We start from the raw sequence: 26,574 nt of genomic DNA on the forward strand, positions 1-26,574 counted from the left end.
GATTTATATAGATAATACCGGAAAATTCACGATAACCCGGCATGAGCTGTCATTCGCGACAGGGCAAATAACGCCCGCCTCGGGATCAACGCAGGCCACAGATCGCCCGCCAACCGTCCAGCCTATAATCGGAACGTTTGACAGCACAGCGCTTTAAGAACCCGGCTCCAAGCGCATCTAAGGACTTTACCGTATAAGCCGCATACCGGCCTTAGGCTGGGATAAAACGTTGCGATCGCAAAATATTCCCCGGAGGTGCTGCATGATCGAAAATCAGAAAGTCCGTCCCGGCGTAATACGTGGTCCCTTGGGCGAGCCGTTCACCCTGGAAATGTTGCCATCGCCCGACACGCGCCGCTGGGTGCCCAGGCGCAAGGCCGAAGTCGTTGCCGCGGTCAATGGCGGCCTGCTGACCGCACAGGAGGCCTGCACCCGCTACTCCCTCTCGCTGGAGGAGTTCGCCAGTTGGCAGCGCGCCGTCCATCGCAACGGCCTTAACGGATTACGGGCAACCCGGGCGCAGCACTATCGCAATCTGTATCAGCGCCAGCTTCGTACCGATGACCATACCCCGCCGGACGAACCACAGCCGGAATAGTACGCCCGCGCGTATCACGCTTCAGGGCTTGTTTGCCTCTGCTATGATCACGAACTGCTCCAGCAGATCGATGACCTCCGACGTATTGTGAACGCCGTTGTGGAACAGGTTCTCGATCTTGTCGGCCACGAACAGCGAAGGCCCGGCATAGGCCAGCGACCAGTTGCTGAAAATTCGCTCCGCCCTGCCCCCGCTCAAAAATGTCACGATGTCATGGTGACGCCTGTCGGCCAGAATATTCTGGCGAATGGCCACGACGCTTTCGGCCGGCCCTTCCAGAAACTGGACAAAGCGCGAGCCGGTGAACAGCAAGGCGCCCGTCACCTCCAGCGAGGCATTGCGCGGGATGGATTTCACCACAATATCATCGACCGCCCTTTGCGCCCATGCCGAGGGTAAAGCGCATCGACTGGCATAGAGCCAGCCGGCCAGACCAGAACGATAAAGCGGCTGTGTCATGGGATGAGCGGTCCTCTCTTCATGCCGCATCCTCATCGGAACCGGCAATCCCGGCCAGCGTGGCAAAACGGATCAGGGCCACAAGATTATCCATCCGCAATTTCTGCATGATATTGCCGCGATGCATTTCCACGGTGCGCACACCGATTGCCAAATCAAGGGCGATCTGGCGATTGGTCATGCCCCCCACAATCCGTTTGAGCACATCCTCCTCTCTGGAGGTCAGATGCGCGCGCAGCGCGGCGGCCTCGCCGATGAATTGCTGATGGGCCACTTTGGCGGGCAGGATTTCATAGGCATAATCCAAAGCCAGACGAACCTTGGCCATGGGGCACGGAATAGGCAGGCAATCGACCGCCCCGGCCCGCAACGCCTGAACCGCCTCGCGGATGGTGGGATCGACGCGCATCACAATGACAGGCATATCCGAACGCTGCGCCAACAGGTTCCGGATCGTATCAAGCCCGCTGCGCTCAGGCCCGCGAATGGCCAGCAGCACGCAACCGGCCGGAAGATAGGATGCCGCCTCGATCAGATCCGCATCGGACGAAAAGGCCCGCGTTTCCAGTCCCTGATGCCGCAAAGCCAAGGAGAACCGTCGCCGATAGGACGCATCACTATCCACGATAAAGGCCACACGTTTTTTGAACACGGCTCTGCTCAATCCAAGCCCGGATTACGCGGGCATACTGACTTGCACCTATCCGACGTTAGATCCCGCCTCTTGCAGGCGATACCGTATCACTACGGTATCCTTCCCTTGGGAAACGACCTCATAATGCCCGGCTGTGCCGCGCCCGTCACTTTACCCCAGATGGGCCGCACCGCGCGGAAAACAAGCGGGCCTGTTTCAGGAATGGCAAAAACAGGAAGGTGTGTGGTCATTCGTGATCCCGACCGCCTGCATCCAGGCATAGACAATCGTCGGACCGACAAATTTGAAACCGCGCTTTTTCAGATCTTTCGATATGGCGATCGAGAGCGGGGACTGCGCATTTCGCACATCCCCCTTGATCGGTTCGCCCGAGGTGAAGGACCAGCAATATTGCGCAAAATCTTCCCCGCGCGCCTGCATTTCGTTGAAGATCTGCGCGCCACGGATGGTCGCCTCGATTTTGGCCCGCGCCCGCACAATGCCGGGATCGGCCATCAGCCTTTCAACATCATCGGCCCCAAAATCTGCCACCTTATGCGGATCGAAACCGGCAAAGGCGGCCCGAAACCCCTCACGTTTGCGCAGGATGATGGCCCAGGACAGACCGGCCTGAAACCCTTCCAGCATCAGCGTTTCCCAAAGCATCCGTGAATCGCGCCGGGGCACGCCCCATTCGGTGTCGTGGTAATGCTGCATCATCGGGTCAGAATTGGCCCAGTCACAGCGCGGCCGGTCTTGCATAAAATCCACTCCAGAGGCGCATTTGAGAGAGGCCAAGCATACACAAAAACAATCGCGTTCATACCGGCACGCCATGGTGCGTCGTATGTGATCGCGGGCGCCAAGATCATAACCTGTAACAGTACTTTTGCCTTGCGCCGCCTTTCGAGCCGTCAGGAGGAATTTTTATGGCGCAGCACGATATGGCGGCCAGCCCTCATTTTGCCTTCCTATGCGCATCAGCAATGTTCGGCGGGGCACATCCCCCTGAAATCGTACTAACCTATGTTAGAGTGTTCCATGAAGATCGTGGAACTTTTCTTATGATGGATCGAGAGATTAAATAATTTATATAAATTTTTTCAAATACATAAATTCTCATTTCCATCGCATCGCTTTCTGATCCACGCTGCCATGCACCCGCCCGGCCCTTTCCCCCTGTCTTGAAATAGCGCGCCGCTCTTTTCATATTCGCCCCGCGATCTGCCGTCGAAGATATCGCAAGGGGCTTTATACAACCCAATGAACACTCTACCCAAAACCTGTCTTGAACCGAGCGCATGGCTTGCCGCCATCATTGAGGGATCCGAAGACGCCATCGTCAGCAAAAATCTCGAAGGCAGAATTCTCAGTTGGAACGGCGGGGCGCAAAAACTCTTCGGTTACACACCCGAAGAGGCCATCGGCCAACCCATAACGCTGATCATTCCGGAAGATCGCAGGCATGAGGAAGACGCCATCATCGCCAATATCCGGGCGGGCATCCTTACCCGCCATTTCGAGACAGTGCGAAAGCGCAAGGATGGCGGACTGGTCGACGTTTCCCTGACCATTTCGCCGGTTCGCGATGCCGCAGGCAAATTGCTGGGAGCATCCAAAGTGGCCCGCGACATTACCCAATGGCGCCGGATGGCCGAACAACGGCAAATGATCCTCCATGAAATGAACCATCGCATCAAGAACCTGTTCATGCTGGCCAACGGGCTGGTCGCCCTGTGCAGGCGCGAGGCCGAAACGATTGATGCCTTCGCCGCTGATCTGCAATCGCGCCTTGTTGCCTTGGCTCAGGCCCATGAGGCGAGCGCCCACCTGCCTCAGGAGGATCGGCGCCCCGGCGCCATTGCGCTGCACGATCTTCTCAAGACCACCCTCAAACCCTTTGAGAGCCGGTCGGGCCCAAAGATTGAAATCCACGGGGCGGGCGCCATGATTGGCCCTCGCAGCCTGCCTTCCATTGCGCTGCTGCTGCACGAACTGGCCACCAATTCGGCCAAATATGGCGCGCTGCGGTCGTTCGAGGGGGCGCTTAGGATCGAGATGGCAATCACCGGGGACAAGGTCCGGCTGATCTGGACCGAGACAGGGCTGGAGGGCATTTTGTCCGCTCCTCAAACCAAGGGGTTCGGCACCCGTCTGGAAACCATGGCAACGCGCGTGCTCAACGCCGTCATCCATCGCGACTGGCAACCCGGCGCCCTGATGATCGACATGTCGTTCGACAAGGGCACGCTGCTGTCCTGATGACGCCATTTGCCGTGCCCTTTTCTCAACTCCGCTGGTCGGCCTCAAGATGGAGATATTGCGGGTCGAAATCGCCCAGCGCCGCCAGCCTTGCCCAGTCCGCGACGCTGACCTTGCGCCGTTCGGTATGGATCAACCCGGCGCGGCGCATTTCCTGCAGGGTGCGATTGACATGAACGGGGGTCAAGCCGGTCGCGTCGGCCATCTGTTCCTGCGTCATCGGCAATTCATAGGAATCGCCCTCCAGCAATCCGGCGGCGCGCAATCGCATGGCAAATTCGCAAAGCAGATGGGCAATGCGCCCCCGCGCATCGCGACGCCCGACATTGGCCACCCATTCACCGCTGATCGATGTGTCGATCAGCGTTTCACGCCACAAAGCGTTGCGTATGGCCGGTCTTTCGGACACCAGCCGCTGTAATTCATCGGCCTGAAACAGCGCCAGTCTGCCTGGCGTCAGCATTTGCAGCGTATGGATTGCCACCCCCAGCAGGCCGCTTTGCAGATCGGGAAAATCGCCGGGCACGTGAACCGAGATGATCTGGCGCGCACCGTTGCGCAAGGTGCGATGGCGATAGGTAAAGCCCGAAAGAAGGCCAATGCAGGAATGGGAATGCTCTCCCTCCTCGACAATGACCTGTCCGGCCACGGCCTCTCTCAACCGGAAAGGGAGATCGAGAAAGGCTTCCTGGTCTTCACGCTCCAGCGGTTCCAGCTGATTCAATTTGTTCAGCAATGGGGCAAGCGTTTCCCGCAATTCGCCTTCTTCCTCGTGAAATGTTCCTCGTGAAATCCGTATCTGCCTATTGCCCGGCCGGTGGCCGAAAGGCCGCGATACAGGGCCTACCCTGACAAACAATTTACAGGTAAAAAGGCTCCATGCTGCGGTCTCTTCTCTATGTTAGCACAAGTACGCTATCACTTCCCCACGACGGGTGGCAAGTTGACGAGATCGTGAAATTTTCACGCCGGTTCAACGCCATGGCCAATATCACCGGCGCGTTAATGTTCACGGAAACTAATTTCGCGCAATTTCTGGAGGGTCCGGGCGAACATGTTTACGCCCTCCTAGAAAAGATAAGCGGCGATACGCGCCATGCCAATATCGATGTCATTATGGAGAGAGAGACGGAACTACGGCTTTTCCCGGATTGGAGCATGGCCTATTCCGGCCCCCATCTTTTCGTGGCGGGCCAGTTTTCCGCTTTTGCAATGCCATCGGGACAGGGAGAAAGAGACCGCGCCGCGCAACATCTGATCGAGACAATGGCCGTTCTGGTGCGGGGCGCCGGCCCAAACTATCACTGAGCCGCGTCCGGCACATGCAGTGCGGCGCTTCATCATGAGGCCGCCCGGCGTGGAAAAATCGGGTAAGGCTTTGGACGAGCCTATGAGGAATGCATCCTCATAGGCTCGTCATCGGTTTTACAACCTGTCGTACCGCCTATGGACAACAGGCATCAGCGACAGGTTACATTGCCCCGGTCGATCTCGCGGCCCAGCAGCCCGCCCCCGGCGACGCCCAGAATCGTGCCGAGCGTTTTGTCGCCCCGGCCAGCGATCTGATTGCCCAGCAATCCGCCCAATGCTGCACCGACCACGATCCCGGTCGTGCCATTGCTGCGGTGGCAATAATAGCGCCCGTCATTGCCGCGCCAGATCCGGTCATCGCGGTTCATCCGGCGCGGTTCATAGCGCGCTTCATACCCGCGATAATCGCGGCGTTCATCATGATCGCGGCGGCCATAAGCAGGCGCCCAGGGCGGCGGACCGGCAAAAGCAGGCGTTGCAACCGGCAGCGCAATTGCGGTCAAAGCCGCTCCAAGAATGATCTTACGCATAAGGCGACCTTCCTCTTTTGGTTTATCAGCAGGTCAATCGATACGACCTTGATACAAAGATAGCGCAGCTCGATGAACGGCGGATTGCCCGGTATGGACGGGCTGCCCATCCCACATAAATCGCCCAATTTCTGCGCATTTCCTGCCTGCGCTGTCTGGACAGCAAACGCGCGACCGAGGCGCATCGCCCGGTCGCGCTGAATTGTCGCGCTGCATTCAGGATAATCGGCGCCGCGTATCGGTCGATACGCGGCGCCATGCGGCATCAGTGACGCAGCATCCACCTGTCACGCTCAGCCACGATGTCGGCTTCCGAATAGGCCGGCGCGTCTTCGTCAAATCGGCTCCAGCCCGATCCTTCATACAGGCGCCGACGTTCATAAGGATCGACAGAGCCGGAATCGGCCAACACATGCTGGGCGGTTTCGACCATGTCGTCGGGCACCTTGGCGCTGACCAGAGTGCCGCCGCGACGCACGCTTTCGGCATAGAATTCGGCCTCCTCGCGGCTGACCCCCGCATTGGACAGGGCACCCACGATGCCCCCCGCGCCCGCCCCGATCACGCCGCCGGCCACAGCGCCCGCTGCCGCGCTGGCCAACCATCCGGCCGCCACCACCGGACCAATGCCCGGAATGGCCAGCAGACCCAACCCGGCCAGCGCGCCCCCGGTCGCCCCCAGAATGCCGCCCAGCGAGCCAACCGCCGCCGCATCCCGGCCCGATGCCTGAGCCGCAGTCATATCCTCAGGCTCACGCAGGCTGGCCGGGGCGCCCTTGACGCCGCGCGAGGCGAACCTGTGTGAAACCAGACTGATGTCGCTTTCGGGAATACCGGCAAGTTCAAGGTCGCGCACGGCGTTCTCGGCCTGCTCAAAACTGTCATAAAGACGAGTGACGATCTTGCTCATGTTCAATCCTCTCTCTTATTATCAATGGCCTGGCATCAGCGATGCGCGACATTGCCCTTATAATCGAGGGCCACACGGACCGGCTGCCCGTCGAGCTGGGCGCGGGCCTGCCAAAGGCCGTCCGTATCGAGCTTCAGTTGGTCAACACGGGTATAGCCCGCCTTTTCCAGCCGCATCCGAGCCTCGCCTTCGGTGAACGAATTGCGCCCCTTGCCCAGTTGGCCCCATGTGATCTTGTCGGGCGATTTGATGGCCGGATTGGCGGGTGCATGGTCGCTGGCGGTGGGCTTTTGCGCGCCCTGCGCCAAGGCCTGTGACCCTGTGGCCATGGTCGCGGCCATAGTCATGGCCAGGGTGATCAGTGTCATTCTCCTGCGCTTCATGTCTCGATCTCCTGCTGTGTTCGGGGGAAAGAGCGGGCGCAGCGCAATGTTCCATGCAGCCGCTTTCTCACGCTCGCATCATGCCAACGGCTGAGCCGATTTTCCCGCTGCGGCGGGGCGGACATGCTGCGCCATACAGGAACAGGCCGCTGATGGATCTATCCCGCCGCTGACCGCTTTCACATGCAACCGGGCATCGCGCGAACGCGCTTATGCCAAGCGAAAGGACACATCATGGCGCAATATACGATAGGCTATCTGGTCGGCAGTCTGGCGACCGGCTCCATCAACCGCAAGCTGGCCAAGGCACTGGCAAGGCTGGCTCCCCCCGATCTGGCGCTTGAGGAAATCCCCATCCGCGACCTTCCGCTCTACAGTTACGATTATGACGCGGATTTCCCCCCGGCGGCGCGCACCTTCAAACAGGCGCTCGACGCGGCCGATGCAGTGCTGCTTGTGACGCCGGAATATAACCGCTCGATTCCCGGCGGCCTGAAAAACGCCATCGATTGGGCCAGCCGCCCGTTCGGCCACAATTCCTTTACCCACAAGCCCGCCGCCATCATCGGAGCATCGCCGGGAGAAATCCGCAGCGCTATCGCCCAACAGCATCTGCGCGCCATTCTGGCCGCTTGTGATTGCCCGCTGATGACCGCGCCCGAGGCCTATATCCATTTTACGCCGGGGCTGATTTCGGACAATGGCGATGTCACCGATCCGCGATGCGAGCATTTTCTGCGCCGCTTCATGCAATCCTACGGCCAATTCGTCGCGCGGATGGCAAAGCTGCGGCCGGCAAAAGGGTAATTCGCAGGACGGCCTCCACTCGCCGTGCGCCATGGGCGTTTCCCCGCAACCGCAGGGCGACCAATCATGGCGCAAGGAACATGCCCGCCCATCCCCGCTTTCGATCCTATCAACATGGAAAAAGGAGTTGTGCCATGGGTGAGATCAAGGACCGCGCCAAGGGTTTCATGGATGAAACCATCGGCAAGACCAAGCGGGCGATCGGCGAGGCCATCGACCGCCCCGACATCGAGGCCGAGGGCGACATTCAGGAAGCCAAGGGCGACGCCGAAAAGGCCAAGGCCCGCCTCGAAAGCAAGTTGAAGCCGTAAAGCAAGGGGGTCGTCATTCGGCCCCCTTTTGCTTTATCCTGCGGGCGGAACGGGATTTTCGGATAGGACTATGCCTTGTTCAACGTCTCGGCGGCTAAATGCACCATTTCGTCAAACGGCGCGGAACATCGCGATAATTCACCTCTTCTGCTGATGATCGCGTGGACCGGGCCATAACGGCCCGCCCGGAGACAGAGACGGATCATGTTGGTCCAGTCCCCACCGGCCGACCCCTCACACTTTCGGGCTCGCCATAGGCTCCGGTCCACGCGATCACCGTCAAAACAGCTGCACCGCATTTGTCATTCGGCCGTTCAAACGCAAAGCCATAATGCAAATGCCGCCGCTCAGAAGCTAAGGGCTTCAGCTTAGGCCCTCACAGAAAATGCTCGAAGATTTTTGCTTTATGGCTGCGTCGATCTGTGTCGTTGACCGCCTCATCGCACGTGGACCCGGTCACGCCGCAAGAAAGGGGCCACTTCGATGGAATATTCTCCCTCTGCAATTTCTACAGGACGGCGGATCAACGGGCTGATGTCGGTTTCGGCCACAGCGGCGCTGATCGAGGCGGGCGCACCCCTTGCCATTGCCGGACGGGCAGAAGCCCTGGCCGGTCTGCCGCGCGGTTGCTGGATCGGGGGCACAACGCCCTATTTCATGACGGAAAGCGGCGGATGCATCATTGGCGCCGACCAACTTTTTGTGACCGATTTTTCGCATCTGGGAACGGTGCGAGTAAACCGTTATGATCAGGACAATCTGCAGCAGATCACCGCTGAAGCGCCCCATAACGGCTTTGCGCTGACCATCATTCCGTTCCATTCGGCATGCCATAAACGCTTTGCTCAAGAGGCGGGCAGCTATCCTCAGGCCTATCTGCGGCCTGCCATCGGGTGGATCGCCGGTTTCGATCTTAACGACGAAGGCGCGCAGGCGCAGGTCTTCGACGGTATCACCGGCAGGAGCCATACCGACCGCGCCGTGGTCCTGCATATTCAATTGCCTGAGGATTTTACGCCGGTCATCAACATGATCAATCTGTTCGAGCGCGATGGCGGGCAAACCTTTCATTTCGACGATGTCAGTTTCTCGCCCAGCCATGTCGTGGTCGACGGTGTCCGCCTGCCCTTTGCCGACTATATCCGCTCAAGGGGGATGGAACATGGGCGCCTGCCCATGGTCGGGGGATATGCGGGCGCGCATACCAACGTGTCGCTCCGCTCTGTGCATGGCGATAATGTCGAGCTTTATGCGCCGGTATTCCCCGATGTCGAATATGGCTTTGCCCGGCCGGTCAGCGACTATGCCGCCGAATTTCGCAAACGGTTTGAAAGCGGGCCGCGCGAAAGTGTCGCGTGGTCCTGCAACTGCATCCTCAATTTCCTGTACGGCGAGCTGGAGGGCAAGGCTCTTGGCAGTTGCGCCGGGCCCGTCACCTTTGGCGAGATTGCGCATGGTCTTCTCAACCAGACTCTCGTCGAGGTGCAGGTGATCTGAATTTGCGCCCTCGCCCCAAGCCGGGGCGAGGGCATCCGTGTCTCAGGACATGACTGCCATGATGTCGCTCAATGACCCCAGAGCAAAACCGACCGCGATATCGGAAATGCCATAGGGCAACAGCAATTGATCACCCCCGGTCAGCATCCCGCCGCAACTGTACACCACATTGGGCACATAGCCCGCCCGATCGGCATTTTCCGCCGTCAGAATGGGTTCGGACGAACGGGCGATCACCTTGCTGGGATCATCCCGGTCCAACAGACAGCAGCCCAGCGCATATTTGCGCATCGCCCCCACCCCATGCGTGATGACCAGCCAGCCCTCCGGCGTCAGGATCGGGCTGCCGCAATTGCCGATCTGGATGAATTCCCAAGGAAACCGGGGCTCCATCAACAAGGTGCCCTCATCATCCCACGTGTCCAGCCAGTTCGAGCGCAACAGGTAAAGGTTCTTGCCGTCCTGTCGGCCGATCATGCAATATTGCCCGCCGACCTTTTCCGGAAACAGCGCCATACCCTTGTTGCGCCCGGCGCGCCCCTGAATGGGGGTCAACTGAAACTGGCGAAAATCGCGCGTGCGCAGCAATTCCGAGCGGATCGAACGGCCCGAATAGGCGGTATAGGTGCCCAGCCATTCGAAATCGCCGTCGCCATGATCCATCCGCACCAGCCGGAGATCCTCCAGACCATTGGCCTGCTGCTCGGTGATGGGAAAGATCACCGTGTTCGACAGCGTACTTTCCGGGTGGCACTGGACGGTGACGGTGCAATTGGCATCGTTGCGGGCGCAGGTGTCGGTCCGCTGAACGCTGGTGGCAAAGGCGGATTCGGGCCACAACAGAAAACGCCCGTCCGGCTCGATGATGCCTTCGCGAAAGGCGATCGAACTGATGTGCCCCTCGCCCACCGCGCGCAGCGACAGGATGAAGCGCAAGGCGCCATCCTCCATGCCCGACTGGTTGGGGCTGGGCACGATGGACGGGTTCATCAAAGCCGCCGCCGCATAAGTATATTCATGGCAGAAGAAGGCGCCGATCAGCCGACGCCGCGCATCCGAAAGGTCATGCCCATCCAGATGCAGGCTCTCGGCCACCTCGCGATAGCGCGCCTCGAACAAATGCTCTGTCTGCCAATGGCGATTGCCGAAATCACGGATCACCACATCATATTCATGGGCCACCTGCTCCTCGCTCAGGCCCATGACATCACAAACAAGTCTGAGTGCGCGGCCTTCGGGCGCGTTGGTGGCCTGCCACCCCAGATGGAAGGGGCGCAGCACCACCCGCGAAGGGTCGGCATGCAGTCTCTGTTCAAGTATGCGCAGCGGACTGCGGGCGAGACTATCCGGTAGAGTTTCCAAGATCGGTTCCAGCTTTCGCATAAGGCCTTGCTTCCCGGTTCATTGCGGCAAGTGCGTAATGGCTCAGATGAAACGCAAGGATGGACTCCGCGCCGCTGTTTTCATTGCGCCCGCGCGGCGTTACGCCGTCGCAACAGCGCCCGCTGGCGATATCGGCCACCGCCACCCCGCGGTCATTGGCGCCAAAGAACCATTGATAAGCCTGATGCGCCTGACGGACCCAAGCCTCGTCACCCGACGCCATCCAGGCCGCGCGCGCCGCCTCGACGGCCGCCTGCGCTTCAAGCGGTTGCTGATCGAACGGTTTCCAAAGGCCCCGTTGATCGAAACTTTCCGATCCGACCGGGCGAAAGAAACCCTGCGCCGATGTCTGGCAATCCATGATCCATGCCAGCGTTTCCAGGCCCGCATCGACCCACTCCCGCCGCCCCAGCATCACGCCGCCTTCGATCAGCGCCTGAGACAGGCGCGGATTGTCATAAGCCAGCCCTTGTTCAAACCACAGCCAATCGGGACGACGATGTATCGTGACAAGGCGCGTCAACGTCTCGCAGGCCAGTGTGATCCGCTCATTGGCCTGCGCGCTTTGCCACCCGCCGCGCAGCAGCGCGCAGCAGCCCAGCGCCCCAAAGGCCAGCGCGCGCGGCGCATCAAGATCATTGAGGCGAGGCATGACATCGTCAACCATCCGCCCGGCCCAATTCCGCAATTCCTGGATCGGACTATGTTCGACGGTATGACCCAAAGCCCATAAAGCGCGTCCGTTGGAATCCTGCGATCCCACGTCTTCGCACCATTGCCGGTCAAAGCGCATGAAGTTGCGAAAGCGCCTCGCATCCGGGTTCCACGCATGGAAAAGGAAGCCGCCATAGATGCCGCTCCACCGCATCCGCTCGGCCTGCGTGATGCCCTTGGCCACATTCATCAGCATCAGCGCGCGGGCATTGTCATCGGTGCAATAGCCATGGCGGCGGTCGGGCACCGGGCCAACGGCATGCTGCAACATGCCGGTGCCATCGCTCATGTTCCATACGGCCGCCAGTTCGGGCACCACGGCCGGTTCGACCCGTTGCGGACGCGCGGCCAATGTATTGCGGACAAGATGCGCGCTGGCCCTTGCGAAATGGGGCCATGTTGTGCGCCGCCCGCGTTCATAGGCCCGGCGCTGCAATTCCAGCAGGCGCTGCGGGCTGAAGAGCAGGTCATTGACCGCCGCCGCAATCGCGTCGGGCGCATTGGGTTCGATCAGGCACCCCACCCCGTCGGCCAGCAATTCGCGTGCATGAACATAGGGGGTCGAAACGACCGCCTTGCCTAACGCCACGGCATAGCTGAGCGTGCCGGAAGTCGATTGGTCCAGACCGGGATAAGGGCTGAGGTAGATGTCGCAGCATTCGAGCTGTTCGAGCAGATCCTCGATCGCCAAAAAGCGATTGTCCCATAAGATCGCATGGGAAACGCCCAAAGCCTCGGCCTGCGCCATCAGCCCCTGTCGATAGCTCTCGCCATCGCGCGCAACCAGCACGGGATGGGTGGCGCCCACGATGCGATAGACCGTATCGGAATGCTCGCGCAGGATGGCAGGCATGGCGGCGATGGCGGTTTCCAGCCCCTTGCCCGGCCCCAGCAGGCCAAAGGTGGTAAGGACCTTCTTACCCGCCAGCCCCATGCGATGCTTGGCCTTTTGCGCGGTGCGGAAGGGGCGGTCGGGCGCGCCATGCTCGATCACCTCGATAATGCCGCCCGGCGCGCGATAGGTCGACATCAGCAATTGCCGCCCCTGTTGCGACATCACCATAACACGCGAACAGCGGCTGAGCAGGTGCTCCATCACGGCACGCTGTCCCGGCGAGGGCTTGGCCAGCACCGTATGGAATGTGATCAGAACCGGGGCGGCAAGCCGGTCAACCAGTTCGGAAATCAGCGCTCCGTCCGTGCCGCCGAAAATGCCGAATTCATGCTGAATCCACACCACATCGGCGCAGCTGTCATTGATGGCATGGGCCGCACGCAGATAATCTTCCCGCTTCTGCGCGCCGATGACATGGACATCCTGCGCATAGACCAGCCCGGAATCCGGCCCGTCGAGCGCATAGACATCAATATCCATGCCCCCGGCATGCCGCATCAGCTGTTCGCGCACATCGGCGGAAAAAGTGGCAATGCCGCAACTGCGCGGTGCGTAAGTGCCCACCAGCGCCACGCGCAAACGCCGGGCGCCCATCGAATGACGCAGCAGAAAGGGAACCACTTCGTGGCTGGCGGTCTGTTCGCCCAACGGTGGATTGCCGGAATTTTGGTCGCCCATCACGAATGCCTCTTCCCAATCTGGAATTTAAATGGACCAGCAACGGATATGTTCCGTCAAAGCCCGGAAAAGTGGTGACGAAAAACGTCGGCGGCGTGCAATATGGGTCCACAACGGATCCATATCGCGGGTGGATCGGTCTGGCTCAGCCACGGCCGATCCACCAGATCAGCCCCATGCCCACAATGGCCAGCGCCATGCTGATCACCAATATGTAGCGAACCAGATGCGGGGTTGATCCGGCGCGCGCCTTGTTGGTTTCCAGAACAATCCGTTCCCCATCCTCTTTCATGATCATTCTCCTTTCAGCGCCCGCGCTGAGGCGAGCGCGCCCGCATCAAGGCTTGCGCGTGCGCCATGAGGCAGGCCGTGCATTATCCGGGACATGAATGGCGCCGCGCATCGAACCTCGCCGTGCCGCAACGCTTTCCTATGAGGACAAACCGGAACAATCGAAAAGGAGATGCTGTCATGCGATGGTTGAACAGTGCTTTGGCAATTGTAGGCGTCTATGCTCTTTACCGCTGGCTGATGCCCTATTCGCAGACCGCCCCGGCCGCTTTCGCCCCGGGCGAGGAAGCACCCGAAAATTTCGTGCAGGTAAGAAACGCCGGACCCGACGCCATGCGTTCGCAGCATGACGAATGGGACAAGGTCGATCAGGCTTCCGACGAGAGCTTTCCAGCCAGCGACGCGACCGCCAAATATTGATAGCAGGGGCCGGACGCGGATCGTTCCCGGATCGCGGATTGCGCCGGGAACCGAGACTCGCTCCGGCCTGTCTGTTTGCCCTGCCCTTTTCGACATATCACCCATCATCATCATCCGATCACAGCCATCGGGCGGCAAAGGGCCGGCTCCCACAGGAACCGGCCCGATTGATGATCGCCGCCATATCAGCGACGATTTTCCCAGCCGCGCCGCGCGGCTTCGGAGTGACCGCGCGGATCGCCCGACCATCCCTGATGCCGCCCGCCCTGCCGATCATCATCGCGCGATCCGCGTGACGAACTGCGAGAGGAATAACCGCGTTCATCATGATCGCGCGAGCGAGCGTTATCGCGATCATTGTCATAGTCCTGATGGCGCGAGGCGCTCCGCTCGTCCCAGCCACGGCGCGATGCCTCGGAATGGCCTTCGGGGTCGCCGTACCATCCGCTGCGGCCGTGATCGGGATTATCCCAGCCCCGGCGCGGGGCTTCGGAATAGCCTTCGGAATCGCCGGACCAGCCGCCATGGCTGCGATCCCGACCGCTGTATTGACGATCATCGTCATCATCGCGGTAACGCTGTTCGCTCCAGCGGCCGTAATCGCGATCGTCATGGTCATCCCGGCCCGACATGCGGCCGCGGCTGACAAAACGTCCTTCCTCATCGCGCGGACGGTCATTGCTGTGGCGCGACGAGCGATGATCGTCGTCATTCTGGCTGAAATAGCGACCACGTTCGTCGCGATCACGATATTGCTGATAACTGGCCATTTCCTTCTCCTTTCTATAACGGGATTGGCCCCGTTCTTCTTCATCGCGCCCAAACTGGCGCGTTTCATCCCGGCGAGGGCGCTGCTGGTCAGCGCGGTCGATGGATATCGGCGGAGTGGCGGCAAGCGGCCCGGCACTTTCAAGCTGGCTGCGCCTTGCGGTAATCCGTCTGGCCAGTTCGGGCGTGTCGATGCCGCAGGCCTGCGCCTTCTGGAAAATGCCGCCCGCCTGCTCTTCTTCGCAGACATGGTGCCGCACCTGTTCGGCCAACACGCGGAATTTGGCGTCGCGATAGGGATCGTTCGACCGCCCGTGCATCAGATCGCCTATGAGGATCTTGACGCTGTCATGCTCGACCTGAGCATCATCGAGCGTGTCTTCCTCGGAAAAATGCTCGCGGCAGGCGGGATAGAAGATCTCCTCTTCGAGGATCGTGTGGATGATCAGCGCCTGCGATACGCGTTCGATGATGTCTGATCGGCGCCGTTCATCGGCATCTTCATATTGATTGAAGAGTTTTTCGACGGCCCGGTGGTCGGCCATCAACAACGCGCTAACATTTTCGCCCGCCTGAGGCTGCGTCTTCTTGACTGCCTCGTCGCCGGATTGTTCCTGGCCGGACGCAGACGCGGCTTTGGCTCCGGCGGCGGCATTGGGCTGCTTTCGCCCGACGCTCTGCGCTTTGGCGGCATCGGCGGTTTTGGATATATCCGACTGTTCGGGCGTGCTGGTAGCCATCAGGCTCTCCTCTTCTTGGATCAGGAAGATCCGATACCGGCAGGCGGTTTCGCGCTGCCGGTATCGGGGAGAACAGCCGACCGGGATGAACGATCCGCAACACTTGCACAGGTTAGCATGATCCGGCCCGAACCGGCCCCGGATCAACGTACCGGCATTTCTGCACGGCTGAACGTCCCCATGGCGGGCTCTTAACATATGTGAATCCGCATGGCTGACTTCGGGTCCACACCGCATAATGAGAGGCGCAGGATGAAAGGCGCGCAAGGCGAGGACCGCATTCTTCGCAGGCGAGCGCCACGCTTCTGGCGCGTCACCAACCCATCATCGCCCCTCTGACTGTTGAGCCGCATCCGTTCGCCGACGCCATGCTCAACCCCAATATCTCCGGACGGGCGCCCCGTTCGCCGGGGCAATATGATCAGGTACGGGAGTGTACCAATGACCGCAGCAAAACTGGAAACGACGCCCACGCGCAATGAGATCCGCCGTCACAAGCATCTGGCGCGTCGCCATGAAAACACCGACCGGATTTTTCGGGTAGAGGAAGGCTGGGCATGTCAGTATCGCCTACTACCCGATGGACGGCGACAGATCATCGCCCTGTTTCTGCCCGGCGATTATTGCGAGGCGCAATGGGTGCTGACCGGCCATGCCAACTGGCCGGTGGTGGCTTTGACCGATATGTTCGTGACGGAAATTCCGTTTCGCGATATCCGCGCCCACAGCGGCCACGAATTCGACGGCATGAAAAGCATGCTCGGTTCGATCATGCACACTTTGAAAAGCCACGAGAAATGGATCGTCAACCTGGGACGGATGAGCGCCACCGAGCGGATCTGCGCCTTGCTGCATGATCTTGTTGAGCGGTTGCGCCCCACTGGCAAGGTCGTGTCGGATCACTGCCCGATGCCGCTTACGCAATATGATCTGGCCGATATTGTCGGGATTTCCTCGGTACACGTCAATCGCGTGCTCCAGATGCTGCGCGGAGAAGGAGTGATATCGCTGGAGGCAGGACGGCTTGCCCTGCTAAATCCGGCTGAGTTGCGGCGGCTGGGCGGTCCCGCCCATGCCTGAGCCGCAGCGGCGCGTGAACAGGCTCAAAACGACATTTGCAGATAGTTGGGCCGAAACCCGCATGCCCGCGCCAGCCGGAACGGATCGGGGATTTCGATGAACTGGTCGCGCCACCGGATCAGATCTTCCCGGCGCATCTGTTTGATGACGCGATTGACATGCACCGCGCTGACGCCCGCCGCTTCGGCCAGTTCGATCTGTGTCAGGGGACAGAAATAGCCGGTCCCCTGCGTCATGCCCACAGCCTTTAGCCGCAGATACAATTCGCATATCAGGCAACCGATGCGCTCGGGCGCGGCACGCGCGCCCAGATTGACCGTCCATTCGCGCTGAATGGCCAGCGAGATCTGCGCATCCATCGCCAGCGCGCGGCGGATACCGATCGATTCCTGCTCGACCGCATCGAGTTGACCGGGTTGAACCATCGCGCAATGCAGATCGTTGATGGCCGCTATCGAATGGTCCAGCGGCATGGTCATGATCGCTTGAGGGATGCACAGATCCCCCGGCAGAAGAAAGCCGACGATCTGGCGCCGACCGTTTTCCAGCATCTTGTAACGGGCGGCCCAGCCCTCCATGACAATCTTGACAAAGACCGGGCGAACGCCCTCGCGGATCATGTCCTGTCCCGCCCCGACATACAGCATCTGTCCGTCGAGCAGAAAATCCAGCAGTTGTTCATCGCGCATGGTCAGATTGGCATAATGAGCCAGTTTGCGCGAAAAAGGCGGCCCCGGGACGTATCCCGAAGCTCGCCGTGTGTTGGGTCGTCCATCTTCCGGCTGATCCATCCTCAGGCGTCTCCCCCGCTCCGGCTGCTGTCGGCCAGCGCCTCTCCACCTTCCTCTTCTTCCAGCAGAGCCGCGTTGGCCGCATTGGCTGAAAGCCGCACCCGGTCCGTTTCAACCGCTGCGATCAGTCCGACCGAGATATAATGGTGGTGGCCGCCGGAACCTTGCGCTGACGATGCGCCTTGCCGCCCGGCATGCGATCCGCAGTCGGACAGCGTCATCTTGATCCGGTTGCCTTCGACCCTGTCCACCGTGCCCAGATGCACGTTATCGGCGCCGACAATGTCCATATGTTCCCTGATTGCGCTCAAATCGGTCATGTTCCTGTCCTTCACCAATGGCCCCCGCCCTGTTGCGGAAGCTCGTTCAACAAGCGGCGATGGCGTGCGGCCGTGGCGATTTCGCGTGCCTCCATCATCTGTTTGAAACTGCGCAGGATGCGGCGCACATGCGAACGGACCAGCGGGCCGGGGTGCAATATCGCGACGCGTCCGCCCGTTTTGGCCGACAATTCAAACGCCATGGTCATGCGCAGGATCGTGCCGCGCGCTCCGGCGTCGACGAAATCGATCCTGCCGCCGTTTTCCACATCCCCGCCCGGCATCGCCTGCCAAAAGATAGTGTTGCCCGGCCGGTCTTCGCTGATAACCGAGATCCAGCTGGCGCGCAGACCTGCCGGTCCTTCGATGGTCCAGCGCGCGTGATCTCCATCCAGCGGAACGATCGAGACGACCGGGCCTACGATAGGCGCCACATTGGTCAAATCCCGCCAGAACGCGTAAAGCTCTCCTCGCGAGCGGGCGATGGTGACGGTCTCGGCGAAAAGTTCGCGGTCCGGCTCGATATCGCGCGAAGAGGTGACGGGCGCATCGTCTTTTTCAGACGCACTCATCAGGCGCCGTCCTGTGGTTTCGTCAGCTTATCCAGCTCATCCAGATGTTTTTGCACCACCGGCGCAATCGCGCCTGCGGCCTCCTTCAGCGCGGGCGTATCGCCATCGGACGCATAATGCCGGTGGAGATCGAGCGCGTCATTATGCGCGCTGCGCTGGCTGGTGAGATAGAGCTGATCCACGTCAGCGGCGGCGGCGGACTTGATGGCGTCCAGCTTCTGCTGCTGATCCTGGCTCAGGCTGGTGGCTCCGGCGGCCAGTTTGAGCTTTTCAGCGGCGCCGCGCAATTTGCGGCTCGATTCCTGATGGGCCGAAATCATCATGTTGGCGAAGTTGCGCACGGCCGGATTTTTGCTGGTTTTGAGCAAGGCCCGCGAGGATTCGATTTCGAAACTGTCCCCGGCGGCCGCCTTGTCGAGATAGGTGCGCGCATCCGTAGGCTGAAGCGTCAGATGCGGCAGAGTGACATCGGGCCCGCTGTCGGTTGCCACCGTGCCTTCGGTCGCATTGACATTTTCAGGGCCATTTTCAGGCTTCTTGTCACATGCCGCCAGCATCAGAACGGGGGCGATAATCAAAAGACTGTACTTCATGGATTGTCTCCTTTCCGATCGGAAAGCGCGATCCTGCCGCGCCTTGCGACGATCACAGCCGATAAGCTCGGGTGCTCAGCACCACCTTGGTCACTTCATTTCGTGCATAGTGAAACTGAAGATAGGCATCGGCGGCCTGCTCAAGATCATGCCGGTGGCTGATCAAAAGAGCGCCGTCGATTGCCTCATCGAGAACCAGCCTCAGCAATTGAGGCATATGGCGCTGCACGTCGGCCTGACCGCTGCGCAGTATCAGACCCTTGCGCATCAGCGCCCCAAGCGGGAATTTATCGATCATACCGCCATAGCATCCGGACATGGAAATTCGTCCACCCCTGCGACATGCCATGATCGCCTGATAAATGACGTGCGCCGGGTCCATGGTGGGGGAAATCGAACTGTTGACCGGATCGGCGATCATCTCGAAAAATGTGCCATGCGCGTCCATGCCCACCGCATCGATGCAGGCGTCCGGACCAACACCGCCCGTCATGTCGATCAGCGCTTCGTGGACATTGGTATGGCTGAAATTGACCGCCTCGGCCCCCAATGCGCGAGCCTGTTCCAGACGGTTGGCGTAATGGTCAATGGCAATCACCCGCTCGGCGCCCATAATGCGGGCTGCCTGCACCGCGCAAAGCCCGACCGGGCCACAGCCCCAGACCGCCACCGTATCGCCCGCTTCGATGGCCGCGTGCTGGGCGGCCTGCCATCCGGCGGGCAAGGTGTCGGCAAGCAGCAGCAACCTGTCATCAGCCACGCCGTCGGGCACGACAAGCGGACCGGTATCGGAAAACGGCACGCGCACGAATTCCGCCTGTCCGCCCGAATAGCCGCCGGCCATCCGTCCGCAGCCAAATCTGGCGGCAGAGGGAAGCCCGTAATGCGGGCTGGCAAGATCCTGATTTTCAGGCGGATTACCGTTTTCGCAGGCTGAATATTGCTGCTTGGCGCAATGATAGCATCCCCCGCAGGCGATCGTGGAGGGCACGACTACCCGCTGTCCCCGGCGCAAGGTCGAGGCGGCACCGATCTCGACCACTTCGCCCATGAATTCCTGCCCCAGAATATCTCCGGCGCTCATGGCGGGGATCAGACCATCATAAATATGCAGATCGGACCCGCAGATCGCGCTTGACGTGACGCGCACGATGGCATCGCGCGGATTGACGATACCGGGATCGTCCACCGTATCGACGCGGACATCATGTTTGCCATGCCAGGTCAGCGCACGCATGATCCGTTCTCCTGTCGCGCCATAGCTCCGGTCATCCCCTTATCCGGGCCCGGTCCGGGGCCATCTTCCTGCTGCGGTTAACGTCCGGCGGGCCGAGATGATCCATGCCCATGCGCTAACGTGGATTAGGATGATGTGCGCCGCGGGGTGGAACAAGGTCAGCTCCGCCCTGTTCCGGTTCATGTCAGGCTGCGGCAAACCGGCGCGCCGGCATGTTTCATACCCTTCAGGAGATTCATCATGCCCGAAACCACGGACACCTACGAAACGCACGACCTGATTTCCTCCGACCGGGTCGAAGGCACCGTCGTCTATAATCTGCAAGGCGAACGGCTGGGCACGATCAGCCGGTTCATGGTCAACAAGCGCACCGGCAAGGCCCAGTATGCCGTCCTGCAATTTGGCGGATTGCTGGGTCTGGGCAGCGACTATTACCCCCTGCCCTGGCAGATCCTGACCTATGATCCGACGCAGGGCGGCTATGTCGTCAACATCAACCCGGAGCAGCTGGAAAACGCCCCCCATTACAGCGATGCCGACACGCCCACGTATGACAACGATTATAACTGGCGCGTCTATTCGCATTACGGGCTGACCTATGCCTGATGGCCATCGAGAAATGGCACCACATCTGGCCAACCCGACATGAAACGCATGACGGGCAGGAGCCGTTAAAGGAAGGAAGCGCGCTGTCACAGCCGCTTCCTTCTTCACATCCACCGCTTATGCCGAGGAAACAGATGCCGCAAACGCGATCAGAAGTCAGCCATGAGTAAGACGAAGCTGACCGACCGGCTTGGTCCGGGGCTGATCACCGGGGCCGCCGACGATGACCCCAGCGGCATTGCCACCTATGCCATAGCGGGCGCGCAATTCGGCACCTCGCTGCTCTGGACGATGCTCTTCACCTATCCGCTGATGGTGTCGGTCCAACTGGTCTGCGCGCGGGTCGGGCGGGTCACGGGGCATGGCCTCTCGCACAGTCTGGGCGCGGTTTTGCCCCGCTGGGGCATGGCGGCTATCCTGCTGCTGTTGTTTTGCGCCAATACGATCAACATCGGCGCCGATCTTTCCGCCATGGGCGAAGCGGCCGCCATGATCGCGGGCCAGGGCCGCCATGCCTTCACCATCGGCTTTGCGGTGCTCTCGCTGGTGCTGCAATTGTTCGTGCCTTATGACCGTTATGCCCGGCTGTTGAAATGGATGACGCTTACATTGCTGGCCTATGTGGCGTTGCTTTTTATCGTGCGGGTGGATTGGGGCGCCGCGCTGCATAATCTGCTTGTGCCCCGGATCAGCGGTCCGGGCGCTCTAACGGCCATCGTGGCCATTATGGGCACCACAATCAGCCCCTATCTCTTTTTCTGGCAGGCTTCGCAGGAGGTGGAGGAGATCCGTCAGGTCGAGGAGCGCAAGCCCCTTCGCCGCGCGCGCAATCAGGCCGCCGATGCCTTTGCCCGGATCCGGATCGACACGTGGAGCGGCATGGCGGTATCGAACCTCATCGCTCTGGCGATTATGCTGGGCACGGCGGTGCCGCTGCACAATGCGGGAAAAACCCAGATCAATTCGGCCGCCGATGCCGCCCGCGCGCTTCAGCCTGTGGCGGGGGATCTGGCCTTTGCGGTCTTTGCGCTAGGCATTGTCGGCACGGGGCTGCTGGCAATCCCGGTGCTGGCGGGCGCATCGGCCTATGCCATTTGCGAGGCCACCGGACGCAAGGCCAGCCTTCAGGACACGCCACAACACGCCCGCGCCTTTTATCTGATCATCGCGCTGGGCATGGTGCTGGGCATGGCCATGGACTGGCTTGGCCTGAACGCGATGAAGGCGCTGTTCTGGAGCGCGGTGATCAACGGCATCGTGGCTGTGCCCGTGCTGGCCGCGCTGATGCATATCGTTTCACGGCCCGCGATCATGGGGTCCTTTGTCGCGCCGCGTCTGCTGCGGATCGCGGGGTGGGTGACCACAGGCACGATGGCGCTGGCCGTTCTGGCCATGCCGTTTTCACCCGGATGAGGCCCGGGCACGACAATTGACCAGCGGACCGGCGAACATCGTCCCGCCCGGCCCATTCCCTTTGAACAGGAGAAAAACCATGGTTGAAACCCAGAGCATGATCCACGAAGACGCCCTGCCCGGCAATGAACACGAGCTTGATCCCAAGCCGGAGTGGCAGCCGCGCTATCCCGGCTCGGGCCGGTTGCAGGGCAAGGTCGCGGTCATCACCGGCGGCGACAGCGGGATCGGGCGAGCGGTGGCGGCGCTCTTTGCGCGCGAAGGGGCCGATATCGCCATCATCCATCTGATGGAGGACGAGGATGCGGCGGAAACCCGGCGCATCGTCGAGGCCGAGGGGCAACGCGCGCTGGCCATCCGCGCCGATATAGGCGACAAATCCGTCTGCGAAGGGCTGGTTCGCCAAATCATCGCCAGTCTGGGCCGCATCGACATTCTGGTCAACAATGCGGGCGAACAGCACCCCGACCCCGACATAACCAATATTACCGAGAACCAGCTACTGCGCACCTTTCAGACCAATATTTTCGCCATGTTCTATATGGTTCAGGCCGCCCGCCCGCATTTGGGCCAAGGCGCCGCCATCATCAACACCACCTCGGTTACCGGCTATCAAGGCAGCAGGAACCTGCTGGATTACAGCGCGACCAAGGGGGCGATCACGGCCTTTACGCGCTCGCTATCGGAAAATCTGGTGAAGGACGGCATTCGCGTCAACGCCGTGGCGCCGGGGCCGATCTGGACACCGCTCAACCCCTTTGGCGGCGCGGACGAGGAAAAGATCAAGCATTTCGGCCAGTCCACCCCCATGGGCCGCCCCGGACAGCCTAATGAGGTGGCTCCTGCCTTCCTGTTCCTTGCCTGCGAGGATTCCAGTTATATGTCGGGGCAGGTGCTGCACCCCAATGGCGGCACGGTGATCAACGGCTAAGGCCGAAACTCGCCACGGGCCCTACCCCGGCGGCCTTTGACCGATCATATCCTGCGGACGCACCAGTCGGTCAAAGGTCTCGGCGTCCACCAGCCCGCTCTCCATCGCCGCCTGACGCAGGCCCACGCCGCGCTTATGCGCGTCTCTGGCGATCCCGGCGGCCTTTTCATAGCCCAGATGCGGCACCAGCGCCGTCACCAGCATCAGCGAGAGTTCGACAAGGCCTTCCAGACGCGCGCGGTCGGGCTGCATGCCGATCAGCGCATGATCGACGAAATTGTCGATCGCACAGCCCAGCAAGGTGATCGAGCGCAGCACATTCGCCCCGATCTGCGGCATGAACGTGTTGAGTTCCAGATGCCCCTGCATGCCGCCCAGCGTTGTGGCCGTGCCATTGCCGATGACCTGAGCGCAGACCATCGCCATCATTTCGCATTGCGTGGGATTGACCTTGCCCGGCATGATCGAGCTGCCCGGTTCGTTTTCGGGCAGCAGCAATTCGCCCAGCCCCGCGCGCGGCCCCGATGCCATCAGGCGGATATCATTGGCGATCTTGGTCAGCGCCACCGCCAAGTGCACCAGCGCGCCCTGCAGGCCGACCAGCGCGTCGCGGCTTGCCAGCGCCTCGAAACTGTTGCGCGCGCGGCGAAAAGGCAGGCCGGTCAGACGGCAGATTTCCTCGATCACAGCCGGACCAAATCCCGCCGGAGCATTAAGCCCCGTGCCCACCGCCGTTCCGCCCTGCGCCAGTTCCCATACCCCGTCCATCGCATGGGTGATGGTCTGGCGCGCCCGCGCGATCTGGCTGGCATAGCCGGAAAACTCCTGCCCCAGCGTCAGGGGCACCGCGTCCTGCAGATGGGTGCGGCCGATTTTGACCACATCGGCCCATGCCGCCTGTTTGCCTAAAAGGTCTTCATGCAAACGCTCCAGCGCGGGGCCGAGCTGCGCGGCGATGGCCTGCTGCGCGGCAATGTGAAGAGCGGTGGGAAAGCTGTCGTTGGAGGATTGGGCGCGGTTGACATGATCATTGGGATGGACCGGCGCCTTGCCGCCGCGCGCGCCGTTCAGGATCTCATTGGCCCGTCCGGCGATCACCTCGTTGACGTTCATGTTGGTCTGCGTGCCCGACCCGGTCTGCCAGATCGCCAGCGGGAACTGATCGTCATGGCGCCCGTCGATCACCTCCTGCGCGGCGGTTTCCATCGCCTCGGCCAGCATCGGGTCCAGTCCGTGGCTTCGGTTCACACGGCATGCCGCCAGCTTGATGATCGCCAGCGCATGAATGATGGAAAGCGGCATACGCTCCTGCGCGGGAAAGGCGAAATTGGTCAGGCTACGCTGAGTCTGGGCGCCCCAATAGGCATCGGCAGGAACCGCGACGCTGCCCATGCTGTCGCTCTCGATTCTTGTCATGCCGACCACCGGCTCAGATCGCGCCGACCGCAATTCATGCACGGGGCATCAGGCAAGGTTTCGCCATTCATCGAGGGCTCCCGCTTTCCAAATTGCGCGTTAAACAGACAAATACAGGAAGCGCCCGGCAATGGCCAGAGATGCCGACCATAGAGGGCGGATCACCCGGCACGCGCACCATCGGTTCCCTCAGGGCTGGCGCAATCGGTGAATTCTTCGTCTTTCTTCTGTTCATCGGTAACCGGCTCTGTCGCGCTGTGGGGCGCTTCGCCCTTACAACCGACCCAGCCGATCATCTCATTTTCCACCTCGCGATTTTTCGGCCGCTTGCGCGGTTTGACGGGCTGAGGGGAAAGATCGGGATTGATTTGCGCCATGACATCCTCCTGGCGAGGCAAAGCATATCGAAGGAAGAATGGTCCGGCCCGACAGTTCCTCCCTTTTTACGCAAGGCAGGGCGATCCGTGGGAAAAATGCGACCATGGCGCCTTTGTCCCGCATGCGGATCGGGAGGATGGGCGCCCCTATTCGGGTCACCCCGGTTTCAACCCCATCCAACGCCAATTGCCCTGTTCCGGCCGGAACCCGACCCCGTTTGGTCACTTGAATTATTACGATATCCCGGATGTCTTTGACGTCTTTGTCGGGGGGGCTCCCATGACCAAGCAGACCCAAATCGATAATACCGTTGAGGAGAGAACCGCGCTTCCCGACGCGCAATTTCGCCGGGAACTGGTTGCGGCCATGCCCTCGTTGCGCGCCTTTGCCCGCAGCCTTTGCGGCAATCGAGACCATGTCGAGGATCTGACGCAGGAGACGATGATGCGGGCGTGGGCCGCGCGCCATCATTATGCCGCCGGCACCAGCTTTCGCGCATGGACATTCACGATCCTGCGCCACCATTATTTCGGGCAGTTGCGCAGGCAGCGCCTGTTCGGCGATTATGATGAGGCCAAGGCCGAACAGATCCTCAACCGCGAAGGCGATCAGGAATCCCGTCTGGAGGCGGCCGATGTGCTGCGCGCGCTCGAAACGCTGCCCCATGCCCAGCGCGAGGTTCTCATCCTGATGGCGGTCGGTTCGGTCAGCTATGAGGAAATCGCGCAAGTCTGCGGCATAACGATCGGCACAGTGAAAAGCCGGATCTCACGCGCCCGCGCAGCCTTGTCCGCCGCGCTGGAAAAGGGGCTGCTGCCCGGATCTCGGCGCAATTTCGCCTTTGACGGTGAAGTGGTCGATGCTTTTTTCGCCAAATTCAAAACCATTGTGCGCCCCAATCTGGCCCGTCTTTCGCGCAATCTGGGATGGGCAGCATAAGATGACCGGGCCGCATGGAATGTCCGGACTAGGCATGGCGAAACTGAAAACTGCGACTGGCCGCTTGGCCTCCCCCCGGAGCGGTCAGGGAGCAGTTCCTCCGGCGGCGCGTCCAATCGCGCCGCCGGAGGGTCCGGGATGCGCAAGGGCACGATTTTCAGGCGGGAAGGACCGGCAGCTGCATGACCGACAGGAACAATCCGAGCTGGCGAATGGCATCGGAAAAGCTGTCGTAATTGAGAGGCTTGGTGATGTAGACATTGCAGCCCAGCTCATAACAGCGCGCCACTTCCTGCTTGTCATCGGTGGTTGTCAAAACGATCACCGGCATCAGGCTGAGCGGCGGCCTTTCCTTGATCCGCGCCAGAATATCAACGCCGTTCATATCCGTCAGGTTGAGATCCAGCAGGATAAGCACAGGGCCGCCCTGATCGCGCAGAACCGTGCCATCGCCCAGAAATTCCAAAGCAGCGGTGCCATTGTCGAAATGGGTGATGCCATTGGCGATGCCCGCGCGCCGAATACTCTTTTCGATCAGGCGCGCATGGCCCGGATCGTCTTCGATCATAATGATCGTTACCGGCTGAGGATCGCCCATAATGCCTGACTTTGTTTGAGGGGCAAACCCTATCCAAGCGAGAGGAACAGGCCGCCTTTCGGATTCCATCGCGATCCGAAGGCACAGACAATAAATCACCCTATCAGGT

The 26,574-nt window shown here is 60.7% G+C and carries 33 protein-coding genes; 13 read left to right on the plus strand and 20 right to left on the minus strand.

The genetic code is table 11. From position 1 onward, the window contains the following. Nucleotides 1–262 precede the first annotated feature (262 nt). Nucleotides 263–598 (plus strand): CtrA inhibitor SciP, encoded by a 336-nt coding sequence (sciP, locus tag GGR38_RS17765; protein WP_183627497.1) that lies wholly within the window; start codon nucleotides 263–265, stop codon nucleotides 596–598. A gap of 21 nt (nucleotides 599–619) precedes the next feature. Here sciP and GGR38_RS17770 read toward each other — a convergent pair whose 3' ends face one another. The 3 genes from GGR38_RS17770 to GGR38_RS17780 form a co-directional block, all read right to left on the minus strand. Next, complete coding sequence (locus GGR38_RS17770) at nucleotides 620–1,057, minus strand: BLUF domain-containing protein (protein ID WP_183627498.1); 438 nt, start codon at nucleotides 1,055–1,057, stop codon at nucleotides 620–622. A gap of 19 nt (nucleotides 1,058–1,076) precedes the next feature. Beyond that, nucleotides 1,077–1,709 (minus strand): LuxR C-terminal-related transcriptional regulator, encoded by a 633-nt coding sequence (locus GGR38_RS17775; protein WP_183627499.1) that lies wholly within the window; start codon nucleotides 1,707–1,709, stop codon nucleotides 1,077–1,079. A gap of 198 nt (nucleotides 1,710–1,907) precedes the next feature. Further along, on the minus strand, nucleotides 1,908–2,453 hold the full coding sequence (locus tag GGR38_RS17780; RefSeq protein WP_183627500.1) for a DNA-3-methyladenine glycosylase I: 546 nt from the start codon (nucleotides 2,451–2,453) through the stop codon (nucleotides 1,908–1,910). A 501-nt stretch (nucleotides 2,454–2,954) separates the two neighbouring features. Here GGR38_RS17780 and GGR38_RS17785 point away from each other — a divergent pair. Beyond that, nucleotides 2,955–3,953, plus strand: a complete 999-nt coding sequence (locus tag GGR38_RS17785; RefSeq protein WP_183627501.1) for a PAS domain S-box protein — start codon at nucleotides 2,955–2,957, stop codon at nucleotides 3,951–3,953. Nucleotides 3,954–3,978: 25 nt separating this feature from the next. On the opposite strand, the gene GGR38_RS17790 is transcribed toward GGR38_RS17785, so the two are convergent. Further along, nucleotides 3,979–4,677, minus strand: coding sequence for a Crp/Fnr family transcriptional regulator (locus GGR38_RS17790; RefSeq protein WP_246404919.1), 699 nt, complete (start codon nucleotides 4,675–4,677; stop codon nucleotides 3,979–3,981). A gap of 155 nt (nucleotides 4,678–4,832) precedes the next feature. On the opposite strand from GGR38_RS17790, the gene GGR38_RS17795 reads away from it, so the two are divergent. Next, complete coding sequence (locus GGR38_RS17795) at nucleotides 4,833–5,261, plus strand: BLUF domain-containing protein (RefSeq protein WP_183627503.1); 429 nt, start codon at nucleotides 4,833–4,835, stop codon at nucleotides 5,259–5,261. 152 nt (nucleotides 5,262–5,413) lie between these two features. Here GGR38_RS17795 and GGR38_RS17800 read toward each other — a convergent pair whose 3' ends face one another. The 4 genes from GGR38_RS17800 to GGR38_RS17815 are packed head-to-tail and all read right to left on the minus strand — an operon-like array spanning nucleotide 5,414 to nucleotide 7,072. Next, nucleotides 5,414–5,794 carry a glycine zipper 2TM domain-containing protein gene (locus tag GGR38_RS17800; RefSeq protein WP_183627504.1) on the minus strand — a complete coding sequence of 127 codons (381 nt, stop codon included), beginning with the start codon at nucleotides 5,792–5,794 and terminating at the stop codon, nucleotides 5,414–5,416. Then, nucleotides 5,764–6,060, minus strand: a complete 297-nt coding sequence (locus GGR38_RS17805) for a hypothetical protein (protein ID WP_183627505.1) — start codon at nucleotides 6,058–6,060, stop codon at nucleotides 5,764–5,766. Before GGR38_RS17805 ends, GGR38_RS17800 begins: the two co-directional genes overlap by 31 nt. Next, nucleotides 6,060–6,704, minus strand: a complete 645-nt coding sequence (locus tag GGR38_RS17810) for a hypothetical protein (RefSeq protein ID WP_183627506.1) — start codon at nucleotides 6,702–6,704, stop codon at nucleotides 6,060–6,062. Before GGR38_RS17810 ends, GGR38_RS17805 begins: the two co-directional genes overlap by 1 nt. Nucleotides 6,705–6,739: 35 nt before the next feature. Then, nucleotides 6,740–7,072 carry a PepSY domain-containing protein gene (locus GGR38_RS17815; protein ID WP_172340922.1) on the minus strand — a complete coding sequence of 111 codons (333 nt, stop codon included), beginning with the start codon at nucleotides 7,070–7,072 and terminating at the stop codon, nucleotides 6,740–6,742. 249 nt (nucleotides 7,073–7,321) lie between these two features. Here GGR38_RS17815 and GGR38_RS17820 point away from each other — a divergent pair, with 249 nt between their 5' ends. From GGR38_RS17820 to GGR38_RS17830, 3 genes are all read left to right on the plus strand, one after another. Continuing rightward, entirely contained in the window at nucleotides 7,322–7,894 is a 573-nt protein-coding gene (locus GGR38_RS17820; RefSeq protein ID WP_183627507.1) for an NADPH-dependent FMN reductase, read from the plus strand. 134 nt (nucleotides 7,895–8,028) lie between these two features. Beyond that, on the plus strand, nucleotides 8,029–8,205 hold the full coding sequence (locus GGR38_RS17825; protein ID WP_183627508.1) for a CsbD family protein: 177 nt from the start codon (nucleotides 8,029–8,031) through the stop codon (nucleotides 8,203–8,205). Nucleotides 8,206–8,688: 483 nt separating this feature from the next. Next, entirely contained in the window at nucleotides 8,689–9,702 is a 1,014-nt protein-coding gene (locus GGR38_RS17830; RefSeq protein WP_221227147.1) for a DUF6976 family protein, read from the plus strand. Between the two features lie 42 nt (nucleotides 9,703–9,744). Here GGR38_RS17830 and GGR38_RS17835 read toward each other — a convergent pair whose 3' ends face one another. The 3 genes from GGR38_RS17835 to GGR38_RS17845 all read right to left on the minus strand — a co-directional run bounded on the left by GGR38_RS17835 (nucleotide 9,745) and on the right by GGR38_RS17845 (nucleotide 13,664). Continuing rightward, nucleotides 9,745–11,064 carry a glycoside hydrolase family 130 protein gene (locus GGR38_RS17835; protein ID WP_246404923.1) on the minus strand — a complete coding sequence of 440 codons (1,320 nt, stop codon included), beginning with the start codon at nucleotides 11,062–11,064 and terminating at the stop codon, nucleotides 9,745–9,747. Continuing rightward, nucleotides 11,045–13,372 carry a glycosyltransferase family 4 protein gene (locus tag GGR38_RS17840; protein WP_183627582.1) on the minus strand — a complete coding sequence of 776 codons (2,328 nt, stop codon included), beginning with the start codon at nucleotides 13,370–13,372 and terminating at the stop codon, nucleotides 11,045–11,047. Before GGR38_RS17840 ends, GGR38_RS17835 begins: the two co-directional genes overlap by 20 nt. A gap of 145 nt (nucleotides 13,373–13,517) precedes the next feature. Continuing rightward, the gene (locus GGR38_RS17845; protein WP_183627510.1) at nucleotides 13,518–13,664 is read right to left on the minus strand and encodes a hypothetical protein; all 147 of its coding nucleotides are present in this window, start codon (nucleotides 13,662–13,664) and stop codon (nucleotides 13,518–13,520) included. 179 nt (nucleotides 13,665–13,843) lie between these two features. Here GGR38_RS17845 and GGR38_RS17850 point away from each other — a divergent pair, with 179 nt between their 5' ends. Continuing rightward, nucleotides 13,844–14,083: a hypothetical protein gene (locus GGR38_RS17850; RefSeq protein ID WP_246404924.1), complete on the plus strand. Its 240-nt coding sequence runs from the start codon at nucleotides 13,844–13,846 to the stop codon at nucleotides 14,081–14,083. A gap of 185 nt (nucleotides 14,084–14,268) precedes the next feature. Here the strand turns inward: GGR38_RS17850 and GGR38_RS17855 are convergent, their stop codons facing one another. Next, the gene (locus GGR38_RS17855; RefSeq protein WP_183627511.1) at nucleotides 14,269–15,396 is read right to left on the minus strand and encodes a hemerythrin domain-containing protein; all 1,128 of its coding nucleotides are present in this window, start codon (nucleotides 15,394–15,396) and stop codon (nucleotides 14,269–14,271) included. Between GGR38_RS17855 and GGR38_RS17860 the strand changes: the two genes are divergently transcribed. Beyond that, on the plus strand, nucleotides 15,358–15,786 hold the full coding sequence (locus tag GGR38_RS17860; protein WP_183627512.1) for a hypothetical protein: 429 nt from the start codon (nucleotides 15,358–15,360) through the stop codon (nucleotides 15,784–15,786). The genes GGR38_RS17855 and GGR38_RS17860 overlap by 39 nt on opposite strands. Nucleotides 15,787–16,032: 246 nt before the next feature. Then, complete coding sequence (locus tag GGR38_RS17865) at nucleotides 16,033–16,671, plus strand: Crp/Fnr family transcriptional regulator (protein WP_183627513.1); 639 nt, start codon at nucleotides 16,033–16,035, stop codon at nucleotides 16,669–16,671. A gap of 23 nt (nucleotides 16,672–16,694) precedes the next feature. Here GGR38_RS17865 and GGR38_RS17870 read toward each other — a convergent pair whose 3' ends face one another. From GGR38_RS17870 to GGR38_RS17890, 5 genes are all read right to left on the minus strand, one after another. Then, a complete protein-coding gene (locus GGR38_RS17870) occupies nucleotides 16,695–17,360 on the minus strand; it encodes a Crp/Fnr family transcriptional regulator (protein ID WP_183627514.1) in 666 nt (221 codons plus the stop codon). 104 nt (nucleotides 17,361–17,464) lie between these two features. Then, nucleotides 17,465–17,782 (minus strand): DUF2171 domain-containing protein, encoded by a 318-nt coding sequence (locus tag GGR38_RS17875; RefSeq protein ID WP_183627515.1) that lies wholly within the window; start codon nucleotides 17,780–17,782, stop codon nucleotides 17,465–17,467. Nucleotides 17,783–17,793: 11 nt separating this feature from the next. Beyond that, complete coding sequence (locus GGR38_RS17880) at nucleotides 17,794–18,354, minus strand: SRPBCC family protein (RefSeq protein ID WP_183627516.1); 561 nt, start codon at nucleotides 18,352–18,354, stop codon at nucleotides 17,794–17,796. Further along, nucleotides 18,354–18,947, minus strand: coding sequence for a DUF4142 domain-containing protein (locus GGR38_RS17885; RefSeq protein ID WP_183627517.1), 594 nt, complete (start codon nucleotides 18,945–18,947; stop codon nucleotides 18,354–18,356). Before GGR38_RS17885 ends, GGR38_RS17880 begins: the two co-directional genes overlap by 1 nt. Before the next feature lie 52 nt (nucleotides 18,948–18,999). Then, on the minus strand, nucleotides 19,000–20,184 hold the full coding sequence (locus GGR38_RS17890; protein ID WP_183627518.1) for a zinc-dependent alcohol dehydrogenase: 1,185 nt from the start codon (nucleotides 20,182–20,184) through the stop codon (nucleotides 19,000–19,002). 240 nt (nucleotides 20,185–20,424) lie between these two features. Between GGR38_RS17890 and GGR38_RS17895 the strand changes: the two genes are divergently transcribed. The 3 genes from GGR38_RS17895 to GGR38_RS17905 all read left to right on the plus strand — a co-directional run bounded on the left by GGR38_RS17895 (nucleotide 20,425) and on the right by GGR38_RS17905 (nucleotide 23,134). After that, complete coding sequence (locus GGR38_RS17895) at nucleotides 20,425–20,790, plus strand: PRC-barrel domain-containing protein (protein WP_183627519.1); 366 nt, start codon at nucleotides 20,425–20,427, stop codon at nucleotides 20,788–20,790. A 162-nt stretch (nucleotides 20,791–20,952) separates the two neighbouring features. Further along, nucleotides 20,953–22,203 (plus strand): NRAMP family divalent metal transporter, encoded by a 1,251-nt coding sequence (locus GGR38_RS17900; RefSeq protein WP_183627520.1) that lies wholly within the window; start codon nucleotides 20,953–20,955, stop codon nucleotides 22,201–22,203. Nucleotides 22,204–22,282: 79 nt separating this feature from the next. Further along, nucleotides 22,283–23,134 (plus strand): SDR family oxidoreductase, encoded by an 852-nt coding sequence (locus GGR38_RS17905; RefSeq protein WP_183627521.1) that lies wholly within the window; start codon nucleotides 22,283–22,285, stop codon nucleotides 23,132–23,134. Nucleotides 23,135–23,155: 21 nt separating this feature from the next. Here GGR38_RS17905 and GGR38_RS17910 read toward each other — a convergent pair whose 3' ends face one another. After that, nucleotides 23,156–24,550, minus strand: coding sequence for a class II fumarate hydratase (locus GGR38_RS17910; protein ID WP_183627522.1), 1,395 nt, complete (start codon nucleotides 24,548–24,550; stop codon nucleotides 23,156–23,158). Nucleotides 24,551–24,711: 161 nt separating this feature from the next. Next, nucleotides 24,712–24,927, minus strand: coding sequence for a hypothetical protein (locus GGR38_RS17915; RefSeq protein ID WP_183627523.1), 216 nt, complete (start codon nucleotides 24,925–24,927; stop codon nucleotides 24,712–24,714). A 280-nt stretch (nucleotides 24,928–25,207) separates the two neighbouring features. Here GGR38_RS17915 and GGR38_RS17920 point away from each other — a divergent pair, with 280 nt between their 5' ends. Continuing rightward, on the plus strand, nucleotides 25,208–25,867 hold the full coding sequence (locus tag GGR38_RS17920) for a sigma-70 family RNA polymerase sigma factor (protein WP_183627524.1): 660 nt from the start codon (nucleotides 25,208–25,210) through the stop codon (nucleotides 25,865–25,867). 157 nt (nucleotides 25,868–26,024) lie between these two features. Here the strand turns inward: GGR38_RS17920 and GGR38_RS17925 are convergent, their stop codons facing one another. Further along, nucleotides 26,025–26,465: a response regulator gene (locus tag GGR38_RS17925; protein WP_183627525.1), complete on the minus strand. Its 441-nt coding sequence runs from the start codon at nucleotides 26,463–26,465 to the stop codon at nucleotides 26,025–26,027. Between the last annotated feature and the right edge of the window lie 109 nt (nucleotides 26,466–26,574).

The organism is Novosphingobium sediminicola (genome assembly GCF_014196525.1).
In the GTDB taxonomy this organism is placed as follows: Bacteria; Pseudomonadota; Alphaproteobacteria; order Sphingomonadales; family Sphingomonadaceae; genus Novosphingobium; species Novosphingobium sediminicola.